The sequence below is a fragment of the Burkholderia pyrrocinia genome, assembly GCF_003330765.1.
Taxonomy (GTDB): Bacteria; Pseudomonadota; Gammaproteobacteria; order Burkholderiales; family Burkholderiaceae; genus Burkholderia; species Burkholderia pyrrocinia_B.
The window spans coordinates 1250921-1274275 of record NZ_CP024903.1; the positions used below are offsets into that span (position 1 = coordinate 1250921).

Here is a 23355-nt window from a genome sequence, read left to right on the forward strand (position 1 = left end):
GATTCATGCAGATTTCCGGTGCTTCCCTGATCGGCCAACGCAGCGCTGCCGGCGCCGCGGGATTCCGGGCGATCGATCCGACGACCGGCGCGGCGCTCGACCCCGTGTTCGCCCGCGCGTCGGCGCGGGACGTCGACGACGCGTGCGCGCTGGCCGCGCACGCATTCGACGCTTATCGACATGCACCGCTGCACGCGCGTGCAGCGTTTCTCGACACGATTGCCGAGCGGCTGCTCGCACTCGGCGACGTGCTGGTCGAGCGTTGTGTCGCGGAAAGCGGTTTGCCGCGCGCACGCATCGAAGGCGAGCGCGCGCGTACGGTCGCGCAGCTTCGGATGTTCGCGCAGGTCGTGCGGGACGGCGCGTTCCTCGGTGTGCGCATCGATCCCGCGCAGCCGGCGCGCCAGCCGCTGCCGCGCGCCGACCTGCGCCTGCAGCACGTCGCGCTCGGCCCGGTCGCCGTATTCGGCGCGAGCAATTTCCCGCTGGCGTTTTCTGTCGCGGGCGGCGACACGGCGTCGGCGCTGGCGGCCGGCTGCCCCGTGATCGTGAAGGCGCATCCCGCGCATCCCGGCACGTCCGCACTCGTCGGCCGCGCGATTCAGGAGGCCGTGCACGCATGCGGGATGCCGGACGGCACATTCTCGCTGCTATTCGACGACGGTCATGACGTGGGCGCCGCGCTCGTGCGCGATCCGCGCATCCAGGCGGCCGGATTCACGGGGTCGCGCAGCGGCGGCGTCGCGTTGATGGCGCTTGCGGCCGCGCGGCCGCAGCCGATTCCCGTCTACGCGGAAATGAGCAGCGTGAATCCCGTGCTGCTGTTTCCGCATGCGCTCGACGCACGGGCGGAAGCGATCGGTCGCGCGTTCGCGGCGTCGCTGACGCTCGGCGTCGGCCAGTTCTGCACGAATCCGGGCCTGATACTCGGTGTCGACGGCCCTGCGCTGCGGCGCTTCGAGGCCGCGGCGGCGGCCGCGCTGGCCGATCTGCCGGCGGCCGCGATGCTGACGCCCGGCATTCACCACGCGTACGACGCGGCGCTCGCGCGGCTCGGCGGGCAGGGTGGCGTCGAACGGCTCGCGCGCGGCGCGGCGCCCGGTGACGAGATTCGTCACGCGGGCCGGGCGGCGTTGTTCGCGACGCACGCCGACACGTTCGCGCGACAGGCCGAACTGCACGACGAAGTGTTCGGCCCCGCGGCGCTCGTCGTGCGCTGCCCAGATCTCGACGCGATGCATGCGCTCGTCGAGCGGCTCGACGGACAGTTGACGACGGCGCTGCATGTCGACGACGGCGATCACGGCGCGGCGCGCGCGTTCATGCCGCTGCTCGAGCGGCGCGCGGGACGCATTCTCGTGAACGGTTTCGGCACGGGTGTCGAGGTCGCGCATGCGATGGTGCACGGCGGCCCGTATCCGGCGACGTCGGACGGCCGCTCGACGTCGGTGGGCAGTCTCGCGATCGGCCGTTTCCTGCGCCCGGTTTGTTATCAGGACCTGCCCGACGCGCTGCTGCCCGATGCGTTGCGCGACGCGAATCCGCTGAACGTGCCGCGCAGCATCGACGGGCAGCGCGACGCGCGTGTGTGACAGTCGCAGGCGTTGCATGGGCGGCGGCGGGGCGGCTTGCGTCATCCCGCCGGTTCGTCGCGATGCGGCGCGGTAAAGCGGCAACGACACGCTTTCGACTGAACATAGGCGGGCCGCCCGCCGGCACGTCGTGCGTGCGGCCGAGTGCGGCTTCTTCTGATTGCGCGACCGTACGTTTTATGGTCTCGTTGCGGGATATCGCATCGACTCGAAAAAGGAAAGTCGAATGCAGCCGGGCGATTCATACGGGGTCCGATTGATCGGAAGAATCGGCGCACGTGCGCGCGCACGCGGCGCCGTGCGTCGGCTGTTCATCATATTGACACTGGGCTTGCTTGCGCCCGGTCTGGCGGCTTTCGCCGCCGCTCCCGAAACCGTCAACGACAACGTGCTGCGCGTGCTCGCATGGCCCGGCTATGCGGATCGCGATGTCGTCAGCGCGTTCGAAGCGCGATTCCATGCCCGTGTCGAAGTGACGTTCGTCGATTCCGACGAAGCGCTGTGGACGCGCATGCACAGCGCGGCGCCGCCGCCGTTCGACATACTGGCCGCGAACACGGCCGAGATCCAGCGCTATGTGCACGAACGTTTGCTCGCGCCGATCGACCTGTCGCGCATCCCGAACCGGCGACGGCAGTTGCCGAACTTCCAGCAGCTCGCGACGATCGGCGGGCTCGTGCAGGACGGCGCGACCTACGCGATTCCGTTCACGTATTCGTCGATGGGGCTGATCTACGACCGCAAGCAGGTTCCGGCCGCGCCGCGCTCGATGCGGGAGCTGTGGAACCCGCGCTACCGCGGCAAGGTGCTCGACTTCAACAGCGCGCAGCACAATTTCTCGTTCACGGCGCTGGCGCTCGGCTACCCCGATCCGTTTCGCCTGTCGCCCGCGCAGACGCTCGCCGTCGCGCACAAGCTGGTCGAGCTGCGCCGCAATCTTCTGACGTATTACACGCTGCCCGAGGAAGCGACCGCGCTGTTCGTCCAGCATCGCGCGGCGCTGATGTTCGGCAACTACGGCACGCAGCAGGTCGAGCTGTTGCGTCGCGCCGGCGCGGACGTCGGCTACGTGATCCCGGACGAAGGCGCGCTCGCGTGGCTCGACTGCTGGGCCGTCACGCGCGGCACGCAACATCCCGAACTCGCATTCGCGTGGATCAACTACATGCTCGAACCGGCGATTGGCGCGCTGCTGACCGAGCGCCAGGGGCTCGCGAACACGCTCGAGCCGCCGCCGGGCCTCGACACCGGGCACCAGCACCTCGTGTGGCTCCAGCCCGTCGAGGACATCGCGCGGCGTGAATCGCTGTGGAGCCGCATCGTGTCGGGCGACCGGCCGGAGCGGTTCGGAAAATGATCCGGCTCGGGCTTACGTCGAAGCTGTCCGTGCTGTTCGCGTGCATCGGCGTGATCGCGTCCGGCACGACCGGCTACTACACGTATCGCGCGAACCGCGAGATGCTCGTGCAGGAAGCGCAGCACAGCCTGCTGATGTCGACGCAACTGCTCGGGCAGCGCTTCACGACCGTGCTGTCCGACGTCGCCGACGATGCACTCGTGCTCGCGCAGTTGCCGTCGTCCGCGCTCGTCGCGGGCAGCGACAACCCCGACCGCGAGCGACGCACGCGGCTCGAGCAGGTGTATTACAGCTTCATGAAAAATCATCCGGAATACCTGCAGGTCCGCCTGATCGCGAGCGGGCATTTCGGGCTCGAGCACATCCGGGTCGATCGCGATGCGAGCGGCATCGTCGTGCTGCCGGAAAGCGCGTTTCAGGAGAAAGGACAGTTTTCCTACGTATTCGATACGCTTGCGACGGCGCCCGGTCATATCTACCTGTCGCCGATCGTGATCAATCACGAGACGGGCTCGAACGCGGCGGAAGGGCTGCCGATCCTGCGCGTGGGCACGCCGGTCGTCGACACGTCGGGCCGGACGGTCGGTGCGCTCGTCGTCGACGTCGAGCTGTCGCGCGTATTCGACCGGCTCGAACGCGATCTGCCGGAAGACTATGCGGTGTATCTCGCGAACGAGTGGGGCGATTTCCTCGTGCATCCCGATCCGGCGCAGACGTTCGGCTTCGATCGTGGCCGGCGCGTGCTGATGCAGGACCGCTTTGCCGTCACACGGGAATTGTTCGACAGCGCGCGCACGAACGTGACGCTCAATGGCCTTGCGCAGCCCGGCGCGGCGCCGGGGCAGATGTTCGCGTTCGTGCGTACGCCGTTCGGGCACGACGAGGGCAACCGCTTTGTCGTGCTCGGGATGGGGCGTCCGCTCGCGGACGTGCTGGCGCCGGCCGCCATGCTCGGCGAACGGATCGTCAGGATGGTGCTCGTGTCGAGCTTGATGGCGGTGATCCTCGCGATCCTGTTCGCGCGCGCGATCACGCGGCCGCTGCAGACGCTCGCGCGCGCCGCGACGCACGTGTTCGACGATCCGGCTGCCGAACGGCTGCCGATCGGGCGCGCCGACGAGATCGGCGTGCTCGCGCGCTGTTTCGATAGCATGCGCGTCGAGATCCGCACGCAGGTCGCGATGCTGCGCGCAAAGCAGCAGGAGCTGACGCACCTCGCCGGCCACGATCCGCTGACCGCGCTGCCGAACCGCCTGCTGTTCATGGAGCATCTCGATGCCGCGATCCGGCATGCGGCCGCGGTGCGCGAAGGGCTGGCCGTGATGTTCGTCGATCTCGACCGCTTCAAGCAGATCAACGACCAGCACGGGCACTCGGCCGGCGACCGCACGCTGGTCGCGGTCGCGAAGCGCCTGAGCCTCGTGCTGCGCAACGGCGACATGGTCGCGCGGCTCGGCGGCGACGAATTCATCGTGCTGATTGCGGACGTACGTTCATCGACGGTGATCGACGATGTCGCGTCGCGCATCCAGATCGTGATGGCCGAGGAGCTGGAATTCGGCGACCGGCGCGCGGCCGTTGGTGCGAGCATCGGCGTCAGCGAGTTTCCGGCCGACGGCGCGTCGGCCGAGGAACTGCTCGTCAAGGCCGACGCGGCGATGTACGCGGCGAAGGCGTCCGCGCAGTGCGTGTGCGTCCGCTATCAGGAACTGGTCGGCGGCGGTACCGGGACGGACGAGGCCGGCCGTGTCGCATCGGGCGGCCGCCGGTGACGGCCGGTAAGCGCGCGATGCAAACACGACGAACCCGTCACGGACGGGCTCGTTGCATGTGCGGACTGCGCGCGCGGGGCGCGCCGCGGCAGGCTTAGTGGCCGAAGTAAACCGAGTCGCGCGGGCTCTGCGCCTTGGCGGCGGGTGCGCCACCCTGGACGGTCGCGGCCGGTTGCGCACCGTAGCCGCTGTTGTCGGCGCCGTGCACGCGGGCTTGAGCGGCCTGGATGTCGGCCGGGTAGTACGGGCTCGACAGGCCCGGCTTGTAGCCGGCGTTTTCGAGCTGGACCAGTTCGTTGCGCACTTGGGCGCGGGTTACGGTGCTTTGTGCGAATGCGCTGAACGAGGCGGACAGGGCGACAGCGGCAACGACTGCGGAAACGAGCGACTTCATGATGACCTCCGATGTTTGATTTGGCTTTCCGCGTTCGACACCATGTCGTAAGCGGTTGATTACATCGTAGGCTTCGGTCGACCTAGGGTAAACGTGGATTTTGGCGAAAGATCGTTGCGACCAAGGCAATAATTTCGCGATAAATGTCGTCCGTCCCCATTCGGTGTTGCGGGGATTGCAAGGGAACGGCGAGGCGGGTGACGGCGGATGTCGCGCACGGGCGGGCGCCCGGCGGCGAAGGGGCCGGCAGAGATGACGCGGATGGGTGGCGGTGCTGCCGGATCAGACGCCGTCGTCGTCGATTTCCTTGCGTTCGCGGCGTTCCTCGTTGCCGCGCCGCGCGCGCAGGCGCTGGCGCGACAGGACGGCGATCACCTGCTGGGTCGGCGCGTCGGACGGCAGCTCGTTGCGGATGCGATCGGGCACCATCGGCAGGCCCGCGCGCTGCCGGCGCAGCGCCTTTGCGATTGCCCGGCGGCATTCGTCCCCGTGGCAATCCCATTCATCGCGGATTCTCTGGCAATAACGGCATTGTTCCATCCGGACAGTCTAACGCGTCTTCGGGAACGGGGCAGGCCGCGGGGCCGAACGCATCACGAGCCGGGCGCGGCACCGGCGAGCGCTTGCGCATGCGACTGGAAGCGGCGGTGTTCTTCCGGCGGGACCAGCGAGCCGCCCGTCGCCCAGATGACGTGCGTCGACCGGCGCATGTCGAGTGCGTGGCGACGCACGTAATCCCGGCCCGCCGCCGACCGTATCAGCCAGCCAGGCCCGCCGACGGCAGCGGCGGCCGACGGCTCCAGTTCCACCCCCGTGGCGTGCTGAACCGCGAGCAACTGCGCGTAGAGCTGCTCGTCGCTGACGGTGAAGACGCCCGACAGCAGCGACGCCATCAGCGGGCTGACAAGATGCGACGCCTGCGCGACCGCCAGGCCGTCGGCCTCGGTCCGGTTGTCGAGCCCCACGTCGTAGACGGACACCGGCTGGCGGTGACCGGCGGCAAGCTGGACCAGCATGCATGGCGAAGCGACGGGCTCGGCAAAAAAGCAATGCACGTGCTCGCCGAAAAGCGCCTTGAGGCCATACGTGATGCCGCCGGGCGCGCCGCCGACCCCGCAGGGAATATGGACGAAGAGCGGATGTGCCGCGTCCACGCTGCGGCCCGATTCGGCGAGTTGCGCGGCGAGATGTCGGGCGCTTGCGGCGTAGCCCAGGAACAGCATCAGCGAGCCTTCGTCGTCGACGAAATGGCAGCGCGGTTGATTGCGCGCCTGCGATCGTCCGGCCGCGACGGCCTGCGCATAGTCGCCGTCGTGCTCGACCACGCGAACGCCGCGTTTTCTCAGGCGTGCCTTCTTCCAGGGCTTCGCGTCGGTCGACATGTGAACGACCGACTCGAAGCCCAGCGCGGCGGCCATCACACCGACGCTCAGGCCGAGATTGCCGGTGCTGCCCACGATGACGGTGTGCCCGGCAAACAGCGCACGTGCGGCGGTCGACGCGAGAATCCGCCGGTCTCCCGCAGGGTCGAGCAACCCGTGTTCGATCGCGATCGACTCCGCGAGCGCCAGCACTTCATGAAAGCCGCCGCGCGCCTTGATCGAACCGGCGACCGGCAATGCGTCGTCGCGCTTGATGAACCAGGCGCCGTGCGCGTCGGCCGGGTGCGACAGCGCGCGCTGCAGGTTATCCGCCGGCATCAGCGGCGACTCGATTTTTCCCGCACTGGCCGCGAGCTCGGGAAACAGCTCGGCCATCAGCGGCTCGCATCGCGCCAGCCTCGCTTCCGCCATCGCAATGGCGTCGAACGATGGCGCGTCCTGCGGCAACGGGCTGCCGGCATGGGGATTCAGCCACAGCAGCGGATCGCGGGATTGCAGTTTGGCTAATAGATCGGCAGGTTGGAGCGTGGTGGTCACGGATCGGCCTTGTGTTCGTTGAGCAGGGTACTGGATGGAAATGCTACGATTCCCGACGACTGCGCAAAAGCGCCGATTTCTAATGAATGCATTAGCTTGATTTATATCTATGCGACTGGACGGTTCGATCCTTGGTGCGTTGCTCTGCTTTGAAACCGCCGGCCGGTTGCTGAGCTTCACGAAAACGGCCCACGCGTTCAACCTGACGCAAAGCGCAGTGAGCCAGCAGATTCGGCACCTGGAGGACCGGCTGGGTTATCCGCTGTTCGTGCGTCAGGCGCGCGGGCTGAAGTTGACCGGGAAGGGCGGGATCCTGCTCGGGACGATGTCGGGCGCGTTCGGCGACATCAATCGCACGCTTCAGGCGCTCGGCATGTCGGATGCGCCGCTGCAGGTCAGTTGTCTGCCGTCGCTTGCGCTGCAATGGCTGATGCCGCGCCTGTCCGAATTTCACCGGCAACTGCCGAGCGTGTCGGTCCGCGTGAAAGCCGAGTTTCAGGTGCTGGACCGCCAGGCCATGGATACCGACGACATCGACGTGGCGGTGCGCTACGACCCGGGGCAATACAGTCGGCTGCATGCCGATGTCATCCTCGACGAAACCCTGTTTCCGGTCGCCACGCCTGCATATCTGGCGCAGCATCCGTCCTTCGCCAGCGGGGAATCGCTGGACGGCGTCGTGTTGTTGCACGATGCCGCGCCGTGGGTCGGCGCGCCCGAGTTCGTGGAGTGGCGCACGTGGCTGGAAGAAGTTAGTCCGGCGTGGATCACGCATCTGGACGGGCCCCAGTTCAATTTCTCCAGCCTTGCGATCACGGCGGCGTTGAACCATCAGGGTGTCGCGATGGGGCGCGCGGCGCTGGTGCATGACGAGATTGCGAGCGGACGGCTTGTCGACGTCTTCGGAACGCACGTGCGTGCGCCGGCACGCTACATGCTGCTTTCCCGCAACCCGGACGATCCTCGTACCGCGGCCTTTTCGGGCTGGCTCAAGGCGGAGTGCGCGCGCTTCGATGAAGCTCGGTCGCGCTTGCTTTCGAACGTGGGCCGGCACAAGTGACCGATGTTGCCTGCCGGATTCGCCCGGTATTTTCTTCGTGGAAGTATCGTTTCTACCCGGCTGAATCGGAGTGCGAAGCAATGGGGTGGAAGGTGTCGCCGAAAACTACAACTGCCCGTCCGTCGCCATACGGATTGCTTGCGCATGGACGGAGCTTGCGCGGCTTACCTGAGCGACCAGATACCCCACATGGCGATCAACAGGCCAAGGCCGAATCCGCAGCCCAGCAACACATAGGTTTCCATTTCGTGCCTCTGAAAACGTGGCAGCGCTGACGTCGGCGTCAGCGTGCGAACAGCAAAGTCGGCAACGTATCGTCCGCGCCGTTTCACGATGTGCCGTGCCGGCGGGCCGGGCGATACGCCGGGTTCGCGAATACTACGCTTGGCAGCTTTCAGAACGCATGCGCGATCGATGGCGACGCGGCCGACCGTTACTTCGTGGCTGCGTGCCCGATGTCCGTCCGGGGCACGTGCGATTCGCCGTGCCTGAACACGCCCGATTTCCAGATCATCTGCGATGCCGCGACGAGCACGAACAGCAGGACGACCATCCTGAAGATCCTGGGCGACATCTTGTCGCGCAGCGGGCGAACGAGCCACATGCCGGCAATGGCCGGCAGGCTGGCTGCCGCCGAGATCGCCAGGTCGGCGGCGCTGGCGTGTGCGGTGCCGCTGAACGTCGTGATCAGCGTGACGATCGACACCACCAGGATGATCGCGATCTGCTTCGTGAATACGCGTCCGGTCGCGCCCGACGAAATCAGGTAGGTGGCAAGCAGCGGGCCCGGAACCGACGCGATGCTTTCCATCAGCGCCGCGCCGAATCCGAGCGCGAAACCGACGGGCTTCTGCCATGCGTGCGGCAGGTTGAGCTTCGGCGCGGCGAGCATCAGCGTCGCGGCAACGATCAGCAGTGCGCCGGATGCCGCCTGTGCATGACCCGGATTGAGGGAGAGCAGGATCGCCACACCGACGATATTGCCGATCACGGTGCCCGCGATCGGCGCGGCGATCTTCCGTGCCGTCGCCAGCACCTGGCCGCCTTCCAGCGCCTGCGGAATATTGCCGAGGATGATCGGCATCGACAGCAGGAGCACCGCGTGCCGGATCGGCAGGAACTGGCTGAGTATCGGCATCGCGATCAGCGGTACGCCAATGCCCGTGATCCCCTTGGCCATGCCGCCCAGCAGCAGCGCGACGGCGATGCCGGCCAGATCGAACGGGGTGAGCCCCTGCAGGCTGGAGACCAGCACACCTTCAGTCAGATTGAAATGCATCATGGAGTGGCATGTCGCGGCATAGCCGGCAGCGAGTGCTGTCGACGGAGCCTGTTGCGGTCGCGTGCGTTTTGCACGCATTCGTTCTGGATCGGCTGGAATCGGTCTTTCGATCGCATGGCACCGCACTGTTGAGCGGTCGGGTGCGCATGCAATCGACGCGGCGGTTCCGGGATGCATCTTACCTGAGCGTTGCCGAGGCCATTGGGCCCGACCGCCGCGCAGCGCGGGTGCCGGGTGCGGTGCCGTTTGCCGTACCGTCGCTTCGGTTCAATATAATTCACGATCACCGGCCGTCTCATGCGCGGCATACATACCCATGAACAAGGAGACCCGATGACGCTTGCCCAGTTGCAGGCACTGGCTGCCGTAGTCGAACTCGGCTCGCTCACGGCCGCGGCCGACCGGCTCAGCCGCAGTCAATCCGCGATCAGTCATGCGTTGACCGAACTGGAGGACATCACCCAGGTCAAGCTGCTCTGGCGTGACCGGCAACCGGTCGTCTTGACGGCGGCGGGCGAACGCCTGTGGCCGTATGTCCAGAACGTGGTCCGGGAAGCGCAGATGCTGCGCCAGCAGTTCAGCCTGTCGCGCGGCAAGCTCGAAGGGAAACTGGTGGTCGCGTCGCTGCCGAGCGTATCGCTGGCGTTCGTCGTCCCCGCGCTCGAGGCGTTGAAGGAGCGCCACCAGGGCGTGTCGGCAGTGCTGCTCGAAGGCACGGACAGCGAAGTCGAAGGGTGGATCGACGATGGTACCGCCGACGTCGGCGTGGTGGCGGGCACGAAGACGTTCGCGAACAATCTGCCGCTGCTCGACGAGGATTTTGTCGCGGTGGCGGCGGACGGCATGTTCGACGGCCGCAAGCGCGTGTCGGCAAAGCAATTGTCCGCTGCTCCGTTCATTTTTTCGAAGGCAGGGTGCGGGCCGGTGATCGCGGATTACTTCGCGCGTGGCGGCGCGCCGCTTCGGGCCGCGTTCAACGTGGTCGAGATGCGCACCATTCTTTCGATGGCGGAGGCCGGCATGGGCGTATCGATCGTTCCGCGCATCACGCTCACGTACACGCCGTTCGGCGGCCGCGTGCTGGAACTGTCGCCCAGGCTGCATCGTTCGGTGCGTTTGTCGTGGAACGCGGCCGGCAACGCGATCACCGACGAGTTTGTGAGGCTCGTCGACGCACAACGCGCCAAGGCAGCGAAGGCGATTCAGGCGCGCGCGAAAAAGGGCAGGTAACGAGCGGCAGGTGCGATGAAAAGCGCTCATGGCCGGCTTGCAGTTTATTCATGATGGTGACGACCGGGATGCAATACATTGTTCGGACCTCGTCCCACTGATTTGTCTGCCCGAAGGAGACCGCCGTGCCGGCCATGCCTACCCTGTTTGCTTTCGGACTCGTGTCGCTCGGCATGGTGCTGACGCCCGGACCGAACATGATCTACCTGGTTTCGCGTTCGATCTGCCAGGGCCTCGGTGCCGGGCTGGTGTCGCTCGGCGGCGTCGCGCTGGGGTTCGTTTTCTACATGGTCTGCGCGGCGCTGGGCATCACCGCGCTATTGTTGACCGTGCCATATGCGTACGACGCGTTGCGCTTTTCCGGTGCGCTGTATCTGTCGTACCTTGCGTGGCAGGCGCTCAAGCCGGGCGGTCGCTCGGCATTTCAGGTCCGGCAGTTGCCGCACGACAGCCGCGTCAGGCTCTTCACGATGGGTTTCGTCACGAACCTCGCGAATCCGAAGATCGCGGTGATGTATCTGTCGCTGCTGCCGCAGTTCATTTCGCCGGGACACGGCAGCGTGCTCGCGCAATCGCTGGCGCTCGGCTGCGTGCAGATCGCGGTGAGCGTCAGCGTCAACGCGCTGATTGCCTGCATGGCCGGTTCCATCGCGGGTTTTCTCGCGGGCCGGCCGGTCTGGGCGTCGGTCCAGCGCTGGTTGATGGGGACGGTGCTGGCCGGACTGGCCGTGCGTATCGCGCTGGAATCGCGCAGCTAGAGCGGGTGGTTGACGGTTTGCAGTACGGCCGGCAGCGCCCCCGCATCCCGTCGAAAGCACCCGGCATCGTCACCCGGGGCAATTGCCCCGCGCATCCTTGCCGATCCGGACGGGCGTCGCCTTGGCACTGCGTCGGCTTCGTGCGCGAGTTCCGCCACCCGCAGCGCAGTGAGCGTGGTTTCCTTCGCCGGCTTCACGACGATGGAGCCGCCCGCCGCGAGCGACGGGCCGATCGATACTTCGCGAACCGCGGCATCCTGATCGCCCCGTAACGTAGTGCACGCAACGAGCCGTGCGGACGAAGCAACAGGCGCCCGCCGCAGCGGGCGCCTACCCAATCAGCGCGCGTGCCGCTGCTTGCTCAGCTCAATCGTCTCGAACAGTTCGTACTCTGCGGTCGGGTGCTGGTCGGCGCCCGGCGCGTGGTAGTACCGCATCGTGATCGTCGTGTGACCGCCCGGCTTGCCCGGGTCGTGGTCGAACACGGCAATCCCGTACCCGGTGCCCGTATCGCGGCGCGCGGACCAGATCGCATCCTCGAGCGCATCGGCCGGCTGGCGCACGAACGTGTTCGGCGCCGTGCCCGGCACCGGCCGGTTCGGCTTCGTGAACACCTTCGCCCGCGCATAGCCGGTCGCCGGATTCTCGCCGTACACGTCGAGCGGCGCGCTGGTGCCGCCGCCGCCGAGGATCAGGTGGATCGTGCCGTGGCTCGTGTCGAACTTCATGCGGTCCGGGTCGTTCGATCCGACCGGACGCGGCTGCAGCGTCTCGACGGTTTCGCCGGTCGACGCGTCGACGCCCGCGCGGTGATTGCAGCCGCGCACCGGGTAGCTGCGCTCGTAGTCGTGATCGTGGCCGCACAGCACGAGGTCGACACCGTACCGGTCGAACAGCGGCAGCCATGCCTCGCGGATGCCTTTATCGGAACCGTTGCCCGTCTTCGACGAACTGAGCGCGTCCTGGTGCATCTGCACGACGATCCAGTCGATGTCGTCGTCATGTGCGGCGTGACGCAGCGTGTGTTCGAGCCAGCGCGTCTGCTCGCCGTTGCTGTAGCCGCGCACGTAGAACGACGTGCCGGGTTCGATCGGCGGGCGGCCGGTGCTCGCGGCCGGCACGAGCGGAGCGGGGCCGCCGACGAACGCGGCGGCGTCCTGGTACACGACGTCGTCGGCGTCGAGCGACACGAACAGCACCGAGCTCACGCGGAAGCTGTACCAGCGGCCCGGGAAATGCGTGCCGTTCTCCGGCAGCGTATAGCGCGCGAGATACGAGTCGAGCCCCTGCGGGCCGTTGTTGAACTCGATCTCGTGATTGCCGGGGCATGGCATCCACGGACGATTCGCGGCCGACGTCTGGTTGTTGTTGCCGAAGTCGCGCCACACCTCGGGCTGGTGCGCGGGGTTCAGGTTCGCGTAGCAGAGGTCGCCGTTCAGCAGGTGGAACAGCGGCTGGAACTGCTCGACGGCCTGCACCGCAAAGCGGCTCTGCGGCGACGACAGCACCCATGCGCCGTTCGGCGTCGCGAGATCGCCGTAGCTGGTGAAGCGGAACGGCGCACGGCCGCGCGGCGCGGTCGAGAAATTCGCGGAGAACGGTTGCGCGGCGTTGCTGTCGTTGTCGGCCGTGAGTTCGTAGCGATAGTGCGTATTCGGCTTCAGCCCGTGCACGTGCGCGTGGTAGGCGAACACGGTCTCGCCGTTCAGGCCGTCCGTGTACAGGCGCTGTACGCCGTGCACGGTGCGCGGCGGCTCGCCGTCGGCGACGATGCGTGCGCGCGGATTGACGGCCGGCGCGAGCGATGCCCACGAGATCACGACCTCGGACGTCGGGTCGTTGCCCCACGTCAGGTGGACCTGTTCGGGCGTGCCGTCCGGATTCGACGCGGCGGCCCGGGCGGCCGCGAGGCCGCCGGCGGCGGTGGCGAGGCCGGACACGCCGGCGAGTTTCAGGAAGCCGCGACGCGATACGGACGCGGCGGGCTCGTTCGGCAGGTCAGGGAGATTGTCCTGGTTCGACATGGTCGTGGTTTTCGTTGATGGAGACGCGAGATGTGGAACCGCCAGGCCTTGCGCGAGCGCGGCCGGGGCGTGGGCCGGAAACGAGCGGGATCCCGGTGACACGCATTGTCGAAGGGCAGTTTTGCCGGGTTGTGACAGCACGGCAACCCTGCGTGAGCGGCGGGACATGCGCGGGCTTGCGCATCGCGGCATCCAGCCCGCTCCGAAGCGCGTTCGGCCCGACCGAAATTTATTTGCCGGTACTGCGACGGATTTTTTACGCCCGCGCCGTTTAACGCATGAACGGCCACTTCCGGTCGATGCCCGTTACCTCGGAGTCTTTCATGAAACTTTCTGTTCTATTGCGGTTTGCCGCCGGATGCGTGGCCGCGCTGGCGGCGTCCGCCGCATTCGCGCAGGCCGTCATCGTCGCGCCTTACGCGCCGCCGGCGCCGCGCGTCGAAGTGATGCCGGCGCCGCGCGCGGGCTATGTGTGGGACCAGGGCCACTGGCACTGGCGGCAGGGCCGCTACGTATGGATCCCGGGGCACTGGCAAGTGGTTCGCGTCGGTTACCACTGGGTGCCCGGGCACTGGGCCGCGCGCGGCCCGGCCTGGCGCTGGGTGCCGGGCCACTGGGCCTGACGCGCACGCCGCCGCGCGGCACGCGGTGCCGGCGCGGCGGACCCTTCACGCAACGTCATGAGTCGAAGCCATGCCTTTTCGAACCATCGTGATACTGGCGGCGGCCGCCATCGTGCTGGCCGGCTGCGTCGTGGTGCCGGCGCGTCCGGCGTATTACCGGCCGGCGCCGGTCGTCGTATATTGAGCGCGCCGGCCGACGGTCGCGCGTCCGGCCGACAGGATCGATATGTCGCGCGAACCGGATGTCGTTGATACGGACCTGGCCGACGCCGTATGCGACGCCGGGCGCGTTGCGCACGGCGCCGTCGAACGGTCGGCGTGGCGCCGTCCGGTGATGACCCGACGCATGCAAGGAGAGCACGACGATGAGCTTCAGCCGGGCGGCGGGCACACCTGCCGACACACCGCGGCGCACACGCGCCTCGCTGCGGAGCAGGCGGCGTTGAGCGATCGCGGCGACCGCGATCCGGACGCGGAACTCGTTGCGCGCGTCGGCGCGCGCGACTCGTCGGCGGTGCGCGTGCTCGTCGCGCGCAAGCTGCCGCGGCTGCTCGCATTGGCGACGCGCATGCTCGGCGACCGGAACGAAGCCGAGGACGTCGCGCAGGAGACGTTCTTGCGAATCTGGAACCAGGCGCCGCGCTGGCGCGAAGGCGAGGCGCGCTTCGACACGTGGCTGCATCGCGTCGTGCTGAACCTGTGCTACGACCGGCTGCGCGGCCGGCGCGAGGAGCCCGTCGATACGTTGCCCGACGTGCCGGACACGCAGCCGGAGCCGGCCGCGCAAGCGGAACTGCGCTCGCGCGATGCGCGCGTGCGGCAGGCGCTTGCCGCGTTGCCGCCCCGGCAGCGGGAAGCGCTCGTGCTCCAGTACTATCAGGACATGTCGAATGTGGAAGCGGCCAACCTGATGGGCATCACCGTCGATGCGCTGGAAAGCCTGCTCGCGCGGGCGCGGCGCAACCTGCGCGCGCAACTGGCCGGCGACCCACCTAGCGAGGACAAGCGATGACACCCGAACGATTTCGTACCATCGTCGCCGCGTACGGCTCGGACGCGCGGCGCTGGCCGGACGGCGAGCGCGCGGCCGCCGAGGCGTGGGCGCGCGCGAACCCGCGCGACGCGCTGCTGGCACTGGACGATGCCGCTGACCTCGATGCATGGCTCGCGTACGACATGGTCGCGCCGCCCGCACCGGCGCTCGTCGAGCGCATCGTCGCGACGGCGCCCGCGCCGGCGCCGCAACGCGCGCGCCGGCGCGGTACCGTGTGGTGGTCGGGCGCGGCGTTCGCGGGCGTTGGCCTCGCCGGCGCGCTCGCGGGCGCGGTGGCCGTGTCGATACTGATGCTCGGCAGCGCGCCGCCGTCGCAGTACGAACCGGGCTATCTGACGACGACGTTCGGTGGCCCGAGCGTCGACTGGAGTGAGCAATGAGTGAACGCGGCTGGAAATTCATCCTCGTTGGCTCGGTCGTGCTGAACGTGTTCATGCTCGGCGCGATCGGCGGCGGCGCGTATCAGTGGTTCTCGACGCATGGCGACCTGCACGCGGCGGGCGCGCCCGCGCAGCGCACCGCGTTGCGTTTCGCGGCGGACGAATTGCCCGATGCGCGCCAGCGCGAGTTTGCCGCCGCGCTGAAGGCGGCGCGCAAGGACGGCCGCGATTTTGCGCGGGAAGGGCGTGACGGCCGGATCACCGTGCTGGACCTGCTTGCCGCGCCGCAACTCGATCGCGCGGCGATCGACGCCGCGCTCGACCGTACGCGCGCGGCCGACACGGCGATGCGTGCGCAGGTCGAGCGCAGCGTCGTCGATTTCGCGGCGACGCTGACGCCCGAAGAGCGCGCGAAGTTCGTCGACGGATTGCAGCACAGCGGCAACTGGCGTTTGCCGCCGAAGCTGCAGAAGAAGCCGGACGCGCCGGCGAGCCAGTAAGCATCGGGCGGGGCGACACGCGGTACGCGTGTCGCCGACACTCGCCTTCGGTCACGCGCAATGCGTGCGCCGGACCAATCGCGGGGCCGTTGCGTGTCGATGACGTGCGTCGTCGCCGTGCTTGACCCTCGCCGATCGTCCTGCCCCGCGTTTCCCCGATCAAAAAAATATTGGATCTTCGCGGATTTCCGGGGAGACCACTTGCGGACAGGCCGTAGTCGGCCATGAACGGACTGTCGAACAAAAGATCAAGATCGTCGGGGCGGGCCGGGCGAGTCAACCGGAACAGTCCTCCTTGATAACGCCACCCTTGCTTTCAAGACGCTGCGTAGCCCCGTCAGGTGGCTTTCACCAGTGATACCCTATGAGCGCCCTCAAATTGGGTGGAAAGGGCGATTTATCGGCTCACGGATTCTCAGGACGGGCAAGTTCGAGTGTCCCTCTTGGGCAACGAAGTTCCCAAGCACCTCGTCCTGATCGCTGTGCTGAACGAAACGGTGTACGTCGTATGTTTATGTAGGCTGAAGGGGTGTTCATTTTCGTTCTTCAAAGTATTATCCATCTGACTCTGTGGAGAGTCTCTTGTCTTGTGAGGAAGTGAAGGGCCGAATTTCCGCGGGTGTCGTGATCTGAGGCTTATTTTGAAGCGAACGGAAAACGTCATTTCGTCAATAAAAGAAAAGGATGGAGCGAATGGCGGAAGAAATTATTGGTTGGATTCTCGACGAAAAGGTCAAGCCGGGGCAAAATCTTAATCAGGGCGACTTGATAGTGTTCGCGGCGGAAGAGAATCCTCTCCGGAAAGCAGGCTTGGTTGTTACTGCGGATTGTGATCTCGAAAAGCGCAAGCATGGTCTTCTCATTACACTGGTACCAGTGGTTCCTGTAAGAGTGATTTTGGAGCGCTACCTGCTTATTGAGGCGTGTGAGAAGCAGCGTGCAAACATATTCCGCTATGTATGCGATGAATTTTCGATCGAATTTCGTGACGACGAGAATTTTGCGGCGGCGGAGTTGCGCGACAAAGTCGAGACCCAAGAGAAGGTCGGCCCCGACGAAATAAAAAAGATAGCGGCGGATTTTATTTTGAATCAGCTTGAGGTTCTAACGTGGTCGAATTATAAGGCTTTGATGATTGCCATAAAAGGTGGTGAAAAGGGTGCTTCGGCTCTCGAATCCCAGCTAAAAGGTAAGGGCGATATTATGATTTTACCTAGCCCCAGTAGGCTCGGTGTCGAGGGTGATATCGCCTGGGTCAGGCATATTTGGCAGATTCCCTTGGGTAAAATTGCAATTAAGACGTCGGATGTGAAAAATAATCCGGGCGAGCGTGTTGCGAGGCTGGATTCACCTTTTCGCTATCGACTTACTCAAATCATGGCGCAGGTATTCTCGGATATCGGTCTGCCGGATATTCAGAGAAACTTCAAAGAAGACATTGATGGGGTGATTGGCAATGAATAATTTTTCCCAAATTTTGATTACCGAGGCCGCGCTGGACTTGATGCTAATACATAACGTCAAGGACGAAGACGGTATGCCAAAGGTCGACGTGACCGTAGGGATCGCTTCCGCTGCGCTCGGAGATACTATTTGCGGCTTTTTCACTGCGTCCGACACTGAGAATTCATATTCGGCGCTGATCGATATAGTCGCCCTGCATACGCTTTTGGGCGAAGCGACTGGCGACCGCATGGACGCTTACAGACGAATCGCGCGTGTTGTTAAGGGGTTGAAGAATCCGCCCATTCATTTGCCGCGCCAATGGTCCGAGTATCATCACAAGAACCTCATTGCATTTTTTGCGCTGCCCAAAAGCGCGTCTGACTACCGATGGATCGCGGAAGCGGACGGAGAAAACCGCTGCATCAGATTCGAAGATCTGAGTTCTCGATCTTCGCAGGTGGACTTAGTGGATTTTCGCCCGAAACCATGGCCTGCTGAATTTACCACTGCCATCGAGAAACTTGCTGCCATCGAAGTGCCCTCCTCCAACGAAAGCACGAGGCGGAGCGTTCTGGCGGAGGAAGTGGACCTTCAAGCGATCGGAAGCGGATCCGTAGTGAGGAACCGTACGTATGAAGAATGGACGACGTTCCTCTCAGAATCACAGAAAAAGGTTCTCGATCAGCAGCTTAATGCGTCGGTTCGAATTGTTGGACCGGCAGGGTCAGGTAAAACGCTCGCGCTCTGCCTGCGTGCTGTACAAATTGCACGTAACGTGGATGTGCAGTCGACGGGAAAGCGAGTCCTCATCGCGACTCACAGTTGGGCGATGGCCGAACGCATCGATGGTGTGCTCGCCATTCTCAACGGTGGAGTCGCAGTCGAAGGGATAACGGTATTTCCGCTGCTCTCGTTGCTACAGATGCATGCAGGAAATATCGGTCAACAGCGAATTGAGGTAATCGGAGATGACTCGACAAGCGGGCGAATAAAGGCAATAGACATTATAAAGGACATCGTTTCTGCGGGGCGTATCGAGGCAAAGAATGTCTCAAAGTGGATTGAGGATGGATTGGCTGCGCCGGAAAACAGTAAGGCAAGATTGGAGTTGTTGTTTAATATCTACGAAGAGATCTCTGGCGTGCTGACTGCCTCGGCGGTTGCTCTCGACGACCCGGAATCGGTTCGTAGCTACTTGAAGGGCGTACGCGAAGATTGGATGCCGCCGTTTGTTGCTTTCGCAGATAGAGTTTTTGTAATTGGAGTATATAGAGAGTTTATTCGTGCCCTTGTAGATCGCTCTTCCATAACGACAGATCAGTTCGTTTTGGATTCGATCAGAGTTCTTGAGACCTTCACGTGGAGGATGCGAAAGGAAACGGATGGGTACGACTACATCTTGGTGGATGAGCTTCAATTATTCGATTCGCAAGAGCGCGCGGCATTGGAGCTTTTGGGGCGATCACGAAAAGGCGTTCCATTTGTAACGGCGGAAGATCCGTCGCAGGGGGTTTTCTCCAGCCTCCATTCCAGTCGCGGTTTGCTAGGAGGTCAAACTTCTGTTTATCTGGAGACTGTGCATCGATTCGATAAAAAGATATTTGATTTAATAAGATTTATTTATCAAAAATTTCCACTCAATTCATTGCCGTTAAAGATTGACACAGCAAAATCGAACGACTCTGATGCCCCGCGGTTGCATCTATGTGAGGGTGACCATAAATCAGTGGATTTGGCAGTCAAGCTGATTGAACAACTGTCGAGTGCCGGTTCCTCAAACAATCGAATTTGTGTGGCAACGCTTGGTGATGTGGACGAAGAGATTTGCGGTCGCCTAGACGCTAAAAAGATAGCGGCCACGCGTTTGGCAAGTTTTGATGACGTCGAGCAACTTGCCTATCGCAAGCGCTCTGTGATTGTTGCACCATGGCAGTTCATCGGAGGGACGCAATTTAGTCACGTCATCGTCGTTGCGACGGGCCTTCAGTCCGCACAGACGGCTTTCGGAAGGCTGAGGGAGCTAACGGCGGTCTATCTCGCGTGTAGCCGCGCAACAAAGTCCCTTAACGTCGTGTGCGCAGGCTATGTGCCTCAAGTCCTCCGAGACGCGAAGGAGAACGCCTTGATCCAGCAAATTGACTAGGGTGCGTAACGCCTGCGAGGCAGATCGACGCCGCAGGTTTGACACTCCTCCAAGCAGCGCGCCGGTCTCAGCAAGCGCCTCATCATGCTGAGACCGGCCCTCAACCATCGGTTAGGCCGTTATACCTGATTGCTGATTGGCTTTGTCATTCTCGTCGCGCTGACCAGTGGCTTGTGTCGCTTCACGCGCCGAACCGTTGCCCAGATCGCGTGGCATATGACCGCTTCTTGGAGAATTGAGTGTCGCTTGTCGGAAATCGCGACTGTCGCCTCAGGGTCGACTTCTGCCGGATGCAGAACGATCAACGGCGGCTACATAGGCGATTCGGTGTCGGACTGGGTCGGCCATCTCCTGCCATTCGCTCGCGCGCCGTGATGGGCATTTGACCGGTTGAATCCGCACCAGACATCGGACCATCGCTGCGCCTAGTCCGCCACTTTTGCCCCACTCGGTGGTGCTGAGGCGCGCTCCGTACTTGGGTTAGGGCGGATTGCCGCCACTGTCCTGCGGATACCCACGGCCACCGCACGGCTCAGCATGAGCCGACGGTGCGGAGAGGATCGCATAGGTGCCGACGGTGCCGCCAACCACTGTCAGTAGGGCAACGGCAAGCAGGAAACCCTTCATCACGTGTTTCATGGTTTCTCCCCGGGGAGGCAGCCATACTCGCCCTAAGTCTAGTTCGCCTGATGACCGGGACAAGTACCCCCTGCGACCGGCTGGTCTGAGGCGAAGAGCCGGCATACCGACGTTGAAGTGTGCATGACCACTCAGGCCAATAGCTTGTCCGTGGACTTCACCCGCCGATGGTCCGCTTCGCTTTGTGAAGAGCCGTTCACGCTTCGAGATGCTAAAAGACCGCTCCGGGTCGGCAAGCGCCTTCCCAGGAAATCCGCGATCCAAAAAATATTTGCCATCCTCGCGACGGATTTCCCGGTGCGCTCGCGTTAAACGTGGGTACGCATCGCAAGAGAGCCTGTCATGGACCACCCGAACGACGCCACGCCGGCCGCCATCGCGCTGAACCGCTTCGGTCTCGGCGCGCGCGCCGACGAAGCGGTGCCTGCCGACCCGAAGGCGGCGCTCGTCGCGCAATTCGACCGTTACGACGCGCGGCCTGCCGCGTGGGCCGGCGAACCGGACGCGGTGGCGCTTGCGACGCGCTTCGCGAACGCGCGCAACGCGATGACCGGCGACGACGCGGCCGCGAAACGCGCGACCGCGCAGTCGATCCGGCGCGACGGCTACGACGCGTATCGCAGCGCCGTCGCCGCACGGCTGAACAGCGCGCTGAACACGCCCGCGCCGTTCGTCGAGCGTCTCGTGCATTTCTGGGCGAACCATTTCGCGGTATCGGTCGACAAGGGGCAGGTGGCCGCATACGCGGGCGCGTTCGAACGCGATGCGATCCGCCCGCACGTGCTCGGCCGCTTCGAGGACATGCTCGTCGCCGTCGAACAGCATCCGGCGATGCAGGTCTTTCTCGACCAGGCGCGCTCGGTCGGCCCCGACAGCCCGGCCGCGCTGCGCGCTGAAGCGCGCAACCCGTCAGCGAAGCGCGGGCTCAACGAGAACCTCGCGCGCGAAATCATGGAGCTGCACACGCTCGGCGTGCGCACGGGCTACACGCAAGCCGACGTGACGGAATTCGCACGCGCGCTGACCGGCTGGAGCATCGCCGGCGGACGCGGGCCGCAGCCGGGCGACGCCGCGCCCGGTGCATTCGTGTTCCGCCCGAAGCTGCACGAGCCGGGCACGCGCAGGGTGATGGGGCGCACCTACGATCAGCCGGGCGAAGTGCAGGCGCGCGCGATCCTGCACGACCTCGCGCATTCGGATGCGACCGGTCGGCACATCGCGTTTCAGCTCGCCCGACATTTCGTCGCCGACAATCCGCCGCCCGCGCTGACCGACCGGCTGGCCCGCGCGTTCGACGACAGCGGCGGCGACCTGCCGACCGTCTATCGCGCGCTCGTCGATGCGCCCGATGCGTGGTCGCCGGTCAACCGCAAGTTCAAGACGCCATGGGAGTGGGCCGTGTCGTCGCTGCGCGGGCTCGGTTGGCGCGACACCGGCGACCTGAAGGCCGCGCCGCTGCTCGCGCAGCTCGGCCAGCCGGTGTGGCGGCCGGGCTCGCCGGCCGGCTATGACGACGTCGCCGCGAGCTGGGCCGCGCCCGACGCGCTCGTGCGCCGCGTCGAGATCGCGCAGCGCCTGGCCGCGCGCACGGGCGACCGGCTCGACCCGCGCACGCTCGGCAACACGCTGCTCGCCGGTTCGATGAGCGCGCCGACCGCGATCGCGCTGTCGCGCGCCGAAAGCGCGACCACGTCGCTCGCGCTGCTGCTCGTATCGCCCGATTTCCAACGGAGATGACCATGGCACTGTCCCGCCGACAATTCCTGAGCGTTGCCGCTGCCGGCGCAGGCGCGATCCTTGTCGCGCCGCGGATCGTGTTCGCGAATGTCGAGACCGACCGGCGCTTCGTGTTCGTGATCCAGCGCGGTGCGGCCGACGGCCTGAACATCGTCGTCCCGTATGCGGAACCCGCGTATGCGTCGCTGCGCGGCGCGCTCGCGATCGACACGGCGGCCTCGACGCGGCTCGACGGCACGTTCGCGCTGCATCCGTCGCTCGCGCAGACCGCGCAGCTGTACCGCGACGGGCAGGCGCTGTTCGTTCATGCGATCGCGTCGCCGTATCGCGACCGCTCGCATTTCGACGGCCAGAACGTGCTCGAGACCGGCGGCCGCGCGCCGTACCAGGTGAAGGACGGGTGGCTGAACCGGCTCGCCGCGCTGCTGCCGGCGACGCGCGAAAGCGCGATCGCGTTCGCGCCGACCGTGCCGCTCGCGTTGCGCGGTACCGTGCAGGCCGCGTCGTATGCGCCGTCCGGTTTGCCGGCCGCGCCGGACGACCTGCTCGCGCGCGTGTCGGCGCTCTACGAGGCCGACGCGCAGCTCGGCCCGTTGTGGCAGTCGGCGATGGCCGCGCGCGGCCTCGCCGGCGATGCGCATGCGCGGCAGGATCCGGCGGGCGTCGGCAAACTCGCCGCGACGTTCCTCGCACGCGACGACGGCCCGCGGATCGCGATGATCGAGACGGGCGGCTGGGACACGCACAGCGCGCAGAACGCACGGCTCGCGAATCAGCTGAAAGCGCTCGACACGATGCTCGCCGCGCTGCGCGACGGCCTCGGGCCCGCGTGGCAGCAGACCACGGTGCTGGTTGCGACCGAGTTCGGCCGCACGGCCGCCGTGAACGGCACGGGCGGCACCGATCACGGACAGGCGTCGGTCGCGATGCTCGCGGGCGGCGCGGTCGCCGGTGGTCGCGTGATCGCCGACTGGCCGGGGCTGCGGCCGGGCGACCTGTACGAAGGGCGCGACCTGAAGCCGACCGCGTCGCTGGACGCGCTGATCTCGGGCGCGGCTGCCGAAAGTCTGCGGCTCGATCCCCGCCGCACCGCATCCGCACTGTTCGCGGAAAGCGGTGTGACGCGGCCGATGACCGGCCTGATTCGCGGGGCCGCGTGACGCGGCGCGTTGCCGCGTTCGCCCCCGCCAACCGATTACACAACAGGGAGAATCGACAATGAAGATCCGATCCGTTTCGCTTGCCGTGCTGGTGTGCGCGAGTGCCGTGCTGATGTCCGCCTGCGTGGTCGAACCCGTGCGACCGCCGCAGCCGGCGCCGGTCGCCGAAGTGGCGCCGCCGCCGCCGGCGCCCGGCTATCGCTGGGCGAAGGGGCACTACCGGTGGGCCGGCAATCACTGGGCGTGGGTGCCCGGGCACTGGGTGGCCGTGTATTGATCGGGCGA

General features: G+C 65.5%; 21 protein-coding genes and 1 pseudogene. 15 read left to right on the forward strand and 7 right to left on the reverse strand.

Features of this window, described 5'->3' with window-relative positions; translation table 11 throughout:
* Positions 1–5: 5 nt before the first annotated feature.
* From CUJ89_RS23075 to CUJ89_RS23085, 3 genes are all read left to right on the forward strand, one after another.
* Positions 6–1592, forward strand: coding sequence for an aldehyde dehydrogenase (NADP(+)) (locus CUJ89_RS23075; RefSeq protein WP_114179728.1), 1587 nt, complete (start codon positions 6–8; stop codon positions 1590–1592).
* A gap of 226 nt (positions 1593–1818) precedes the next feature.
* Complete coding sequence (locus CUJ89_RS23080; protein ID WP_114179729.1) at positions 1819–2949, forward strand: extracellular solute-binding protein; 1131 nt, start codon at positions 1819–1821, stop codon at positions 2947–2949.
* Positions 2946–4721 carry a diguanylate cyclase domain-containing protein gene (locus tag CUJ89_RS23085; RefSeq protein WP_114179730.1) on the forward strand — a complete coding sequence of 592 codons (1776 nt, stop codon included), beginning with the start codon at positions 2946–2948 and terminating at the stop codon, positions 4719–4721. Before CUJ89_RS23080 ends, CUJ89_RS23085 begins: the two co-directional genes overlap by 4 nt.
* A gap of 94 nt (positions 4722–4815) precedes the next feature.
* On the opposite strand, the gene CUJ89_RS23090 is transcribed toward CUJ89_RS23085, so the two are convergent.
* From CUJ89_RS23090 to CUJ89_RS23100, 3 genes are all read right to left on the reverse strand, one after another.
* Positions 4816–5115, reverse strand: a complete 300-nt coding sequence (locus CUJ89_RS23090) for a DUF4148 domain-containing protein (protein WP_114179731.1) — start codon at positions 5113–5115, stop codon at positions 4816–4818.
* Positions 5116–5397: 282 nt separating this feature from the next.
* The gene (locus CUJ89_RS23095; RefSeq protein WP_114179732.1) at positions 5398–5655 is read right to left on the reverse strand and encodes a hypothetical protein; all 258 of its coding nucleotides are present in this window, start codon (positions 5653–5655) and stop codon (positions 5398–5400) included.
* 53 nt (positions 5656–5708) lie between these two features.
* Entirely contained in the window at positions 5709–6995 is a 1287-nt protein-coding gene (locus tag CUJ89_RS23100; protein ID WP_236655087.1) for a D-serine ammonia-lyase, read from the reverse strand.
* Positions 6996–7137: 142 nt separating this feature from the next.
* Between CUJ89_RS23100 and CUJ89_RS23105 the strand changes: the two genes are divergently transcribed.
* Positions 7138–8094: a LysR substrate-binding domain-containing protein gene (locus tag CUJ89_RS23105; RefSeq protein ID WP_201752403.1), complete on the forward strand. Its 957-nt coding sequence runs from the start codon at positions 7138–7140 to the stop codon at positions 8092–8094.
* A gap of 433 nt (positions 8095–8527) precedes the next feature.
* Here CUJ89_RS23105 and CUJ89_RS23110 read toward each other — a convergent pair whose 3' ends face one another.
* Positions 8528–9376 carry a sulfite exporter TauE/SafE family protein gene (locus CUJ89_RS23110; RefSeq protein WP_114179735.1) on the reverse strand — a complete coding sequence of 283 codons (849 nt, stop codon included), beginning with the start codon at positions 9374–9376 and terminating at the stop codon, positions 8528–8530.
* 333 nt (positions 9377–9709) lie between these two features.
* Between CUJ89_RS23110 and CUJ89_RS23115 the strand changes: the two genes are divergently transcribed.
* Entirely contained in the window at positions 9710–10606 is an 897-nt protein-coding gene (locus tag CUJ89_RS23115; protein ID WP_114179736.1) for a LysR family transcriptional regulator, read from the forward strand.
* 125 nt (positions 10607–10731) lie between these two features.
* On the forward strand, positions 10732–11364 hold the full coding sequence (locus tag CUJ89_RS23120) for a LysE family translocator (RefSeq protein WP_114179737.1): 633 nt from the start codon (positions 10732–10734) through the stop codon (positions 11362–11364).
* A gap of 134 nt (positions 11365–11498) precedes the next feature.
* Here the strand turns inward: CUJ89_RS23120 and CUJ89_RS23125 are convergent.
* Positions 11499–11597: pseudogene (locus tag CUJ89_RS23125) on the reverse strand (aldehyde dehydrogenase family protein); the annotation flags it as partial.
* Positions 11598–11702: 105 nt separating this feature from the next.
* Positions 11703–13388: a purple acid phosphatase family protein gene (locus tag CUJ89_RS23130; RefSeq protein ID WP_114179738.1), complete on the reverse strand. Its 1686-nt coding sequence runs from the start codon at positions 13386–13388 to the stop codon at positions 11703–11705.
* 323 nt (positions 13389–13711) lie between these two features.
* Here CUJ89_RS23130 and CUJ89_RS23135 point away from each other — a divergent pair, with 323 nt between their 5' ends.
* From CUJ89_RS23135 to CUJ89_RS23160, 6 genes are all read left to right on the forward strand, one after another.
* Entirely contained in the window at positions 13712–14011 is a 300-nt protein-coding gene (locus CUJ89_RS23135) for a YXWGXW repeat-containing protein (protein WP_114181520.1), read from the forward strand.
* Between the two features lie 226 nt (positions 14012–14237).
* Positions 14238–15023: an RNA polymerase sigma factor gene (locus tag CUJ89_RS23140; protein WP_114179739.1), complete on the forward strand. Its 786-nt coding sequence runs from the start codon at positions 14238–14240 to the stop codon at positions 15021–15023.
* On the forward strand, positions 15020–15445 hold the full coding sequence (locus CUJ89_RS23145) for a hypothetical protein (RefSeq protein ID WP_114179740.1): 426 nt from the start codon (positions 15020–15022) through the stop codon (positions 15443–15445). Before CUJ89_RS23140 ends, CUJ89_RS23145 begins: the two co-directional genes overlap by 4 nt.
* Complete coding sequence (locus CUJ89_RS23150; RefSeq protein WP_114179741.1) at positions 15442–15945, forward strand: periplasmic heavy metal sensor; 504 nt, start codon at positions 15442–15444, stop codon at positions 15943–15945. Before CUJ89_RS23145 ends, CUJ89_RS23150 begins: the two co-directional genes overlap by 4 nt.
* Positions 15946–16638: 693 nt before the next feature.
* Positions 16639–17409: a hypothetical protein gene (locus tag CUJ89_RS23155; protein WP_152036657.1), complete on the forward strand. Its 771-nt coding sequence runs from the start codon at positions 16639–16641 to the stop codon at positions 17407–17409.
* Positions 17402–19534 carry a UvrD-helicase domain-containing protein gene (locus CUJ89_RS23160; RefSeq protein ID WP_114179743.1) on the forward strand — a complete coding sequence of 711 codons (2133 nt, stop codon included), beginning with the start codon at positions 17402–17404 and terminating at the stop codon, positions 19532–19534. Before CUJ89_RS23155 ends, CUJ89_RS23160 begins: the two co-directional genes overlap by 8 nt.
* 480 nt (positions 19535–20014) lie before the next feature.
* Here the strand turns inward: CUJ89_RS23160 and CUJ89_RS38340 are convergent, their stop codons facing one another.
* On the reverse strand, positions 20015–20173 hold the full coding sequence (locus CUJ89_RS38340) for a hypothetical protein (protein ID WP_201752388.1): 159 nt from the start codon (positions 20171–20173) through the stop codon (positions 20015–20017).
* 342 nt (positions 20174–20515) lie between these two features.
* On the opposite strand from CUJ89_RS38340, the gene CUJ89_RS23165 reads away from it, so the two are divergent.
* Genes CUJ89_RS23165 through CUJ89_RS23175 form a run of 3 tightly spaced genes read left to right on the forward strand, consistent with a single transcriptional unit; the run spans position 20516 to position 23347 of the window.
* Positions 20516–21910, forward strand: a complete 1395-nt coding sequence (locus tag CUJ89_RS23165; RefSeq protein WP_114179744.1) for a DUF1800 domain-containing protein — start codon at positions 20516–20518, stop codon at positions 21908–21910.
* Positions 21911–21912: 2 nt separating this feature from the next.
* Positions 21913–23070, forward strand: a complete 1158-nt coding sequence (locus CUJ89_RS23170; RefSeq protein WP_114179745.1) for a DUF1501 domain-containing protein — start codon at positions 21913–21915, stop codon at positions 23068–23070.
* Between the two features lie 58 nt (positions 23071–23128).
* Positions 23129–23347 carry a YXWGXW repeat-containing protein gene (locus tag CUJ89_RS23175; RefSeq protein WP_114179746.1) on the forward strand — a complete coding sequence of 73 codons (219 nt, stop codon included), beginning with the start codon at positions 23129–23131 and terminating at the stop codon, positions 23345–23347.
* Positions 23348–23355 lie beyond the last annotated feature (8 nt).